Annotated in this window: 8 protein-coding genes; all 8 read left to right on the top strand. The window is 66.6% G+C overall.

Going from position 1 to position 7,169, the window contains the following annotated elements; genetic code table 11:
- The first annotated feature begins 597 nt into the window (after positions 1–597).
- The 8 genes from rpsL to rplW all read left to right on the top strand — a co-directional run bounded on the left by rpsL (position 598) and on the right by rplW (position 7,111).
- A complete protein-coding gene (gene rpsL, locus AB0J39_RS23900; RefSeq protein ID WP_030508316.1) occupies positions 598–972 on the top strand; it encodes a 30S ribosomal protein S12 in 375 nt (124 codons plus the stop codon).
- Between the two features lies 1 nt (position 973).
- A complete protein-coding gene (rpsG, locus tag AB0J39_RS23895) occupies positions 974–1,444 on the top strand; it encodes a 30S ribosomal protein S7 (protein WP_142616379.1) in 471 nt (156 codons plus the stop codon).
- Positions 1,445–1,477: 33 nt separating this feature from the next.
- Complete coding sequence (gene fusA / locus AB0J39_RS23890; protein ID WP_363468329.1) at positions 1,478–3,577, top strand: elongation factor G; 2,100 nt, start codon at positions 1,478–1,480, stop codon at positions 3,575–3,577.
- A 167-nt stretch (positions 3,578–3,744) separates the two neighbouring features.
- Positions 3,745–4,938, top strand: coding sequence for an elongation factor Tu (gene tuf, locus AB0J39_RS23885; RefSeq protein ID WP_346225640.1), 1,194 nt, complete (start codon positions 3,745–3,747; stop codon positions 4,936–4,938).
- A 245-nt stretch (positions 4,939–5,183) separates the two neighbouring features.
- Positions 5,184–5,492, top strand: a complete 309-nt coding sequence (rpsJ, locus tag AB0J39_RS23880; protein WP_012887830.1) for a 30S ribosomal protein S10 — start codon at positions 5,184–5,186, stop codon at positions 5,490–5,492.
- A 13-nt stretch (positions 5,493–5,505) separates the two neighbouring features.
- Positions 5,506–6,162: a 50S ribosomal protein L3 gene (gene rplC, locus AB0J39_RS23875; protein WP_363468327.1), complete on the top strand. Its 657-nt coding sequence runs from the start codon at positions 5,506–5,508 to the stop codon at positions 6,160–6,162.
- A complete protein-coding gene (gene rplD, locus AB0J39_RS23870; protein ID WP_363468325.1) occupies positions 6,159–6,809 on the top strand; it encodes a 50S ribosomal protein L4 in 651 nt (216 codons plus the stop codon). Before rplC ends, rplD begins: the two co-directional genes overlap by 4 nt.
- Complete coding sequence (rplW, locus tag AB0J39_RS23865) at positions 6,809–7,111, top strand: 50S ribosomal protein L23 (protein WP_076432505.1); 303 nt, start codon at positions 6,809–6,811, stop codon at positions 7,109–7,111. Before rplD ends, rplW begins: the two co-directional genes overlap by 1 nt.
- Positions 7,112–7,169 lie beyond the last annotated feature (58 nt).

Below are 7,169 nucleotides of genomic sequence, written 5' to 3'. Positions count from 1 at the left end.
TACTTCGGCCTGTCGGGCCTATGACTGGTCGCCGGGGTGTGCGAGCGCCGGGGCGTTGAACATCCGGATGCGGCCCGGGGCGTCATCCCCCGGGCCGCTTCCCGTTGTGCGCGGTCCGCGTACGGGCGTGGGGATCCGGCGGCACGAGGGCGGGGACGGCGCCGAAACCGTGAGAAGCCCCTCGTGAGGGCGGTATGATGGGGGGCCGAGTCCTTCGACGGTCCGGCTCGGGCCGTCGGCGAAGCGGCACGTCAGGACAGCGGGGCACGTCCCTCCGGGGCGTCCTCCTCTGTTTTGACGTGTTGTATGGGGGCGGGTAGGCTTTACCTTCGTGCCCGTCTGTGGGCTCGCATGCGTGCGCTCAAATGCCGCTTTCCGATAGGGAGGCGCGTGGGGGGCGCCGTGTGACTCCTCCAGATCGACCGGGTCCGCCCGGGAGTGCTGCGACAAGAGCGCGACACGCCCGAGCGCGTGGGTCGAAGGGGAGCGAAAACCAGCAGGTCATGACACCGGCAGTACCTGCAAGCCTGTGAGGGGCGGCATCGCCGCCTCGATCGGGTCCTACGTATCACCGGCTAGGCACGAAACGGAGACGCGGTGCCCACCATTCAGCAGTTGGTCCGAAAGGGCCGGCAGGACAAGGTCAGCAAGACCAAGACTCCTGCCCTCAAGGGGAGCCCGCAGCGGCGCGGCGTTTGCACCCGCGTTTACACGACGACCCCCAAGAAGCCCAACTCGGCGCTGCGCAAGGTGGCCCGTGTTCGGCTCACCAACGGCATCGAGGTCACGGCTTACATCCCCGGGGTGGGCCACAACCTCCAGGAGCACTCGATGGTGCTCGTGCGTGGTGGTCGTGTGAAGGACCTGCCGGGTGTTCGCTACAAGATCATCCGTGGTTCGCTGGACACCCAGGCTGTTCGCAACCGCAAGCAGGCCCGCAGCCGCTACGGCGCGAAGAAGGAGAAGAGCTGACATGCCGCGCAAGGGTTCCCCTGGCCGCCGCCAGCTGGTCGCTGACCCGGTGCACAACTCGCCGCTGGTCACCGCGCTGATCAACAAGGTTCTCCTGGACGGCAAGCGCTCCCTCGCGCAGTCGATCGTCTACGGCGCCCTCGAGGGCTGCAGGGAGAAGACCGGCAACGACCCGGTCGTCACCCTCAAGCGCGCTCTCGACAACGTCCGCCCGACGCTCGAGGTGAAGAGCCGCCGCGTCGGTGGCGCCACCTACCAGGTGCCGGTCGAGGTCAAGGCCTCGCGTAGCACCACGCTGGCGCTGCGGTGGATCGTCCAGTACTCCCGGGCGCGCCGTGAGAAGACCATGACCGAGCGGCTCATGAACGAACTGCTCGACGCGAGCAACGGCCTCGGCGCCAGCGTGAAGCGGCGCGAGGACACGCACAAGATGGCCGAGTCCAACAAGGCCTTCGCGCACTACCGCTGGTAGTGAGCACCGACGACGAGTTAAGGACGCGAAGAAGTGGCCACCACGACCGCTCTTGACCTGGCCAGGGTCCGCAACATCGGGATCATGGCCCATATCGACGCGGGCAAGACCACGACGACTGAGCGCATCCTGTTCTACACCGGCATCAACTACAAGATCGGTGAGGTTCATGAGGGCGCTGCCACCATGGACTGGATGGAGCAGGAGCAGGAGCGCGGCATCACCATCACGTCTGCCGCCACCACCTGCAGCTGGCTTGATCACACGATCAACATCATCGACACGCCCGGACACGTGGACTTCACCATCGAGGTCGAGCGGTCGCTGCGTGTTCTCGACGGCGCGGTCGCGGTGTTCGATGGCGTCGCCGGCGTGGAGCCGCAGTCCGAGACGGTCTGGCGTCAGGCCGACCGTTACGGCGTGCCCCGCATCTGCTTCGTGAACAAGATGGACCGGGTCGGCGCGGAGTTCCACCGCTGCGTCGACATGATGATCAGCCGGCTGGGTTCCACACCGGCGGTCATCCAGCTTCCCTGGGGCGTCGAGGCCGACTTCAAGGGCGTCATCGACCTGGTGAAGATGAAGGGCCTGCTCTGGAGCGCCGAGGCGGCCAAGGGCGAGATGTACGACACCGTCGACATCCCGGCCGACCACGCCGACGCGGCCCGCGAGTGGCGCGACAAGCTGGTCGAGACGGTCGCCGAGAACGACGACGAGCTCATGGAGCTCTTCCTGGAGGGTGTCGAGCCCACCGAGGAGCAGCTCGTCGCGGCCATCCGCAGGGCGACGGTCGCCGGCGCGATCAACCCGGTCCTGTGCGGCACCGCGTTCAAGAACAAGGGTGTGCAGCCCCTGCTCGACGCGATCGTCGCCTACCTCCCCGCCCCCACCGACATCCCGGCCTTCAAGGGCCACGCGGTGGGCAACGAGGAGGAGATCGTCGAGCGCCACGCGGACCCGAACGAGCCCTTCGCGGCGCTGGCGTTCAAGATCATGAGCGACCCGCACCTGGGCAAGCTCACCTACATCCGCGTCTACTCCGGGACGCTCGAGACCGGCACCACCGTGGTGAACTCGGTCAAGGGCAAGAAGGAGCGGATCGGCAAGATCTACCAGATGCACGCGAACAAGCGCGAGGAGCGCCCGTCCGCGACCGCTGGTCAGATCGTGGCCGTCATGGGCCTGAAGGACACCACCACCGGCGACACTCTGTCGGACCCGGTCAAGCAGGTCGTCCTCGAGTCGATGACGTTCCCCGCGCCGGTCATCAACGTCGCCATCGAGCCCAAGACCAAGGGCGACCAGGAGAAGCTGGGCACCGCGATCCAGCGGCTGGCCGAGGAGGACCCGTCCTTCCAGGTCCGTCGTGACGAGGAGACCGGCCAGACGGTCATCTGGGGTATGGGCGAGCTCCACCTGGAGATCCTCGTCGACCGGATGCGCCGCGAGTTCAAGGTCGAGGCGAACGTCGGCCGCCCGCAGGTCGCCTACCGCGAGACCATCCGCCGCAAGGTGGAGAAGGTCGAGTACACGCACAAGAAGCAGACCGGTGGTTCCGGCCAGTTCGCTCGCGTGATCATCAACCTCGAGCCGCTGGGCGAGGGCAACGACGGTTACGAGTTCGAGAACAAGGTCACCGGTGGCCGCATCCCGCGGGAGTACATCCCGTCCGTGGACGCGGGTGCGCAGGAGGCGGCCGAGTTTGGCGTGCTCGCCGGCTACCCGATGGTCGGCGTCAAGGTCACGCTTCAGGACGGTGCCTTCCACGAGGTCGACTCGTCGGAAATGGCCTTCAAGATTGCCGGCTCGATGGCCTTCAAGGAGGCCGCGCGCAAGGCGGATGCCGTACTCCTCGAGCCGATGATGGCCGTCGAGGTCACCACGCCCGAGGACTACATGGGAGATGTCATCGGCGACCTGAACGGTCGTCGCGGGCAGATCCAGGCAATGGACGAACGGTCCGGCGCCCGTGTCATCAGGGCGCTCGTTCCGCTCTCCGAGATGTTCGGCTACGTGGGTGACCTGCGCAGCCGCACTCAGGGGCGGGCGAGCTACAGCATGCAGTTCGACTCCTACGCGGAGGTGCCCCCGGGCATCGCCAAGGAGATCGTCGCGAAGGCTCGGGGCGAATAGTTCCGCACCACTGTGGCGGGGCGCCGAGAGATCGTCGCCCCGTAGCCAGAGGGGCTCGGGACGAATAGTTCCGCTCGCTGTGGGGTGGGGCGCTTTCGGGTGCCCCGCCGTACGGAGCCTGAGGTAAAAGACGCAAGTCAAGTCAGAATCTCTAAGGAGACAGACCAGTGGCCAAGGCCAAGTTCGAGCGGAACAAGCCGCACGTGAACATCGGCACCATTGGGCACATCGACCACGGCAAGACCACTCTGACCGCGGCGATCACCAAGGTGCTTCACGACCGTTTCCCGCAGCTCAACGAGGCGACCCCGTTCGACAAGATCGACAAGGCGCCCGAGGAGAAGGCTCGCGGAATCACCATCTCCATCGCGCACGTCGAGTACCAGACCGAGAAGCGCCACTACGCCCACGTGGACTGCCCCGGTCACGCCGACTACGTGAAGAACATGATCACCGGTGCCGCCCAGATGGACGGCGCGATCCTGGTGGTCGCGGCGACCGACGGCCCGATGCCGCAGACGAAGGAGCACGTCCTCCTGGCCCGCCAGGTCGGCGTCCCCTACATCGTCGTGGCCCTCAACAAGGCCGACATGGTCGATGACGAGGAGATCCTGGAGCTCGTCGAGCTCGAGGTCCGCGAGCTGCTGTCCGCCCAGGAGTTCCCGGGCGACGACCTGCCGGTCGTGCGCGTATCGGCGCTCAAGGCGCTCGAGGGCGACGAGAAGTGGGGCGACTCCATCATCGAGCTCATGAACGCCGTGGACGAGAACGTCCCCGAGCCCGTTCGTGACACCGACAAGCCCTTCCTCATGCCGATCGAGGACGTGTTCTCGATCACCGGTCGCGGCACCGTCGTCACCGGCCGTATCGAGCGCGGCATCGTCAAGGTCAACGAGACCGTCGACATCATCGGCATCAAGGAGAAGAGCACCACGACGACCGTCACCGGCGTCGAGATGTTCCGCAAGCTCCTTGACGAGGGCCAGGCCGGCGACAACGTGGGTCTGCTCCTGCGCGGCATCAAGCGTGAGGAGGTCGAGCGCGGTCAGTGTGTCATCAAGCCGGGCACGACCACCCCGCACACGGAGTTCGAGGCGCAGGTCTACATCCTGTCCAAGGACGAGGGCGGCCGCCACACGCCGTTCTTCAACAACTACCGTCCTCAGTTCTACTTCCGTACGACTGACGTGACGGGCGTGGTGAACCTGCCGGAGGGCACCGAGATGGTCATGCCCGGTGACAACACCGAGATGACCGTCCAGCTCATCCAGCCGGTCGCCATGGAAGAGGGCCTGAAGTTCGCGATCCGTGAGGGTGGCCGCACCGTCGGCGCCGGTCGCGTGACGAAGGTCATCAAGTAGCAGCACCGCTGGGCGGCGGTCGGGTCCACAGGGGCCTGACCGCCGCACCGCGCAGGGGCCGGAGACGACCCCCCACGAACGACGAGACCGTGATCTCGCAGTGCTTTCGGCCGCACTTCGACCGAAGCCACTGCCAGATCACGGAACACCGGACGGGATCCGGGCGTCGGCCTCGTGGAAACAGACCTGCGGCAACAGGCCGCGCGAAGCTTTATAGGACGACAGCGAAGGACACCGAGGCCATTATGGCGGGACAGAAGATCCGCATCCGGCTTAAGGCGTATGACCACGAGGTCATCGACAGCTCGGCCAAGAAGATCGTCGAGACGGTGACGCGGACCGGCGCCAAGGTCGCTGGCCCGGTGCCGCTGCCGACCGAGAAGAACGTGTACTGCGTCATCCGGTCGCCGCACAAGTACAAGGACAGCCGCGAGCACTTCGAGATGCGTACGCACAAGCGGCTGATTGACATCATCGACCCGACGCCGAAGACGGTCGACTCGCTCATGCGTCTCGACCTTCCCGCCGGCGTGGACATTTCGATCAAGCTCTAAGGAACGCACTGACATGGCTAAGCAGATCAAGGGCGTCCTGGGCAAGAAGCTCGGCATGACCCAGGTCTTCGATGAGGCGAACCGGGTGATCCCGGTCACCGTCGTCGAGGCCGGTCCGTGCGTGGTGACCCGGGTCCGCACTCCGGAGAAGGACGGCTACTCCGCCATCCAGCTCGGCTACGGGCAGATCGACCCGCGCAAGGTGAACAAGCCCCTGGGCGACTACCTGCGCAAGCACGACATCACCCCGCGCCGCTACTTCACCGAGGTACGCACCGACGACGCCTCCGAGTACACGGTCGGCCAGGAGCTTCTCGCCGACACCTTCGAGGCCGGCCAGTACGTCGACGTCACTGGCAAGAGCAAGGGCAAGGGCTACGCCGGTGTCATGAAGCGCCACAACTTCCGTGGTCTGGGCGCTTCGCACGGTACCCAGCGCAAGCACCGCTCCCCGGGCTCCATCGGCGGCTGCGCCACCCCGGGCCGCGTCTTCAAGGGCCTGCGCATGGCCGGCCGGATGGGCAACGTGCGCACGACGGTCCAGAGCCTCAAGGTGCACGCCGTGGACGCCGAGAAGGGCCTCATCCTGATCAAGGGTGCGATCCCCGGCGCCAACGGCAGCCTGGTTCTCCTCCGCACCGCTGCCAAGAAGGGGGTTGCTGCGAAGTGACCACGACCATTGACGTCCTCGACGCCAGCGGCGCCAAGACGGGGACCGTCGACCTCCCCGAGGAGGTCTTCGGGACCAAGGTCAACGTCCCGCTGATCCACCAGGTGGTCGTCGCCCAGCTCGCCGCTCGCCGGCAGGGCACCCACGCGACCAAGACCCGCGGCGACGTCTCCGGCGGCGGTAAGAAGCCGTACCGGCAGAAGGGCACCGGCCGCGCCCGCCAGGGCTCGACCCGCGCGCCGCAGTTCGCCGGCGGTGGCACCGTCCACGGCCCGCAGCCGCGCTCGTACGAGCAGCGGACGCCCAAGAAGATGAAGGCGGCCGCCCTGAAGGGCGCGCTGTCCGACCGCGCCGGCGGCGGCCGCGTCCACGTGGTGGACAGCCTGGTCACGGGTGACACGCCCAAGACCAAGGCCACCCTGGAGGCGCTGCGCAAGATCACGCAGGCCCGCAGCGTGCTCGTCGTGGTCGACGAGAACGACGAGCTCACCTGGCTCAGCCTGCGCAACGCGCCCGAGGTCCACCTGCTGGACGCGGGACAGCTGAACACCTACGACGTGCTGTGCCACGACGACGTGGTCTTCACCCGTGAGGCCTACGACCAGGTCGTGGCCCGGCTGGCGAAGAGCGGGAAGGAAGAGGCCTGATGCAGAAGATCGCCGACCCGCGTGACATCATCCTCAAGCCGATCGTCTCCGAGAAGAGCTACGGCCTGATCGATGAGCACAACAAGTACACGTTCCTGGTGCGCAAGGGTGCCAACAAGACGCAGGTGAAGATCGCCGTCGAGCAGATCTTCGGCGTCAAGGTGACCGGCGTGAACACGATCAACCGCCAGGGCAAGCGCAAGCGGACCCGGCACGGCTACGGCCAGCGCCCGGACACCAAGCGCGCGATCGTGAGCCTGGCCGAGGGCGAGCGGATCGACATCTTCGGTCAGATCGGCTAGCACCTGCCGCAGCGGGGAGACGGGTCCCTCGCCTCGTGCGAGGGCCCCAACGAGAAAG

Source organism: Microbispora sp. NPDC049633 (assembly GCF_040675265.1).
Lineage (GTDB): Bacteria > Actinomycetota > Actinomycetes > Streptosporangiales > Streptosporangiaceae > Microbispora > Microbispora maris.
The sequence above is the reverse complement of the archived record's forward strand: the minus strand, read 5'-3'. Positions and strand labels throughout refer to the sequence as shown.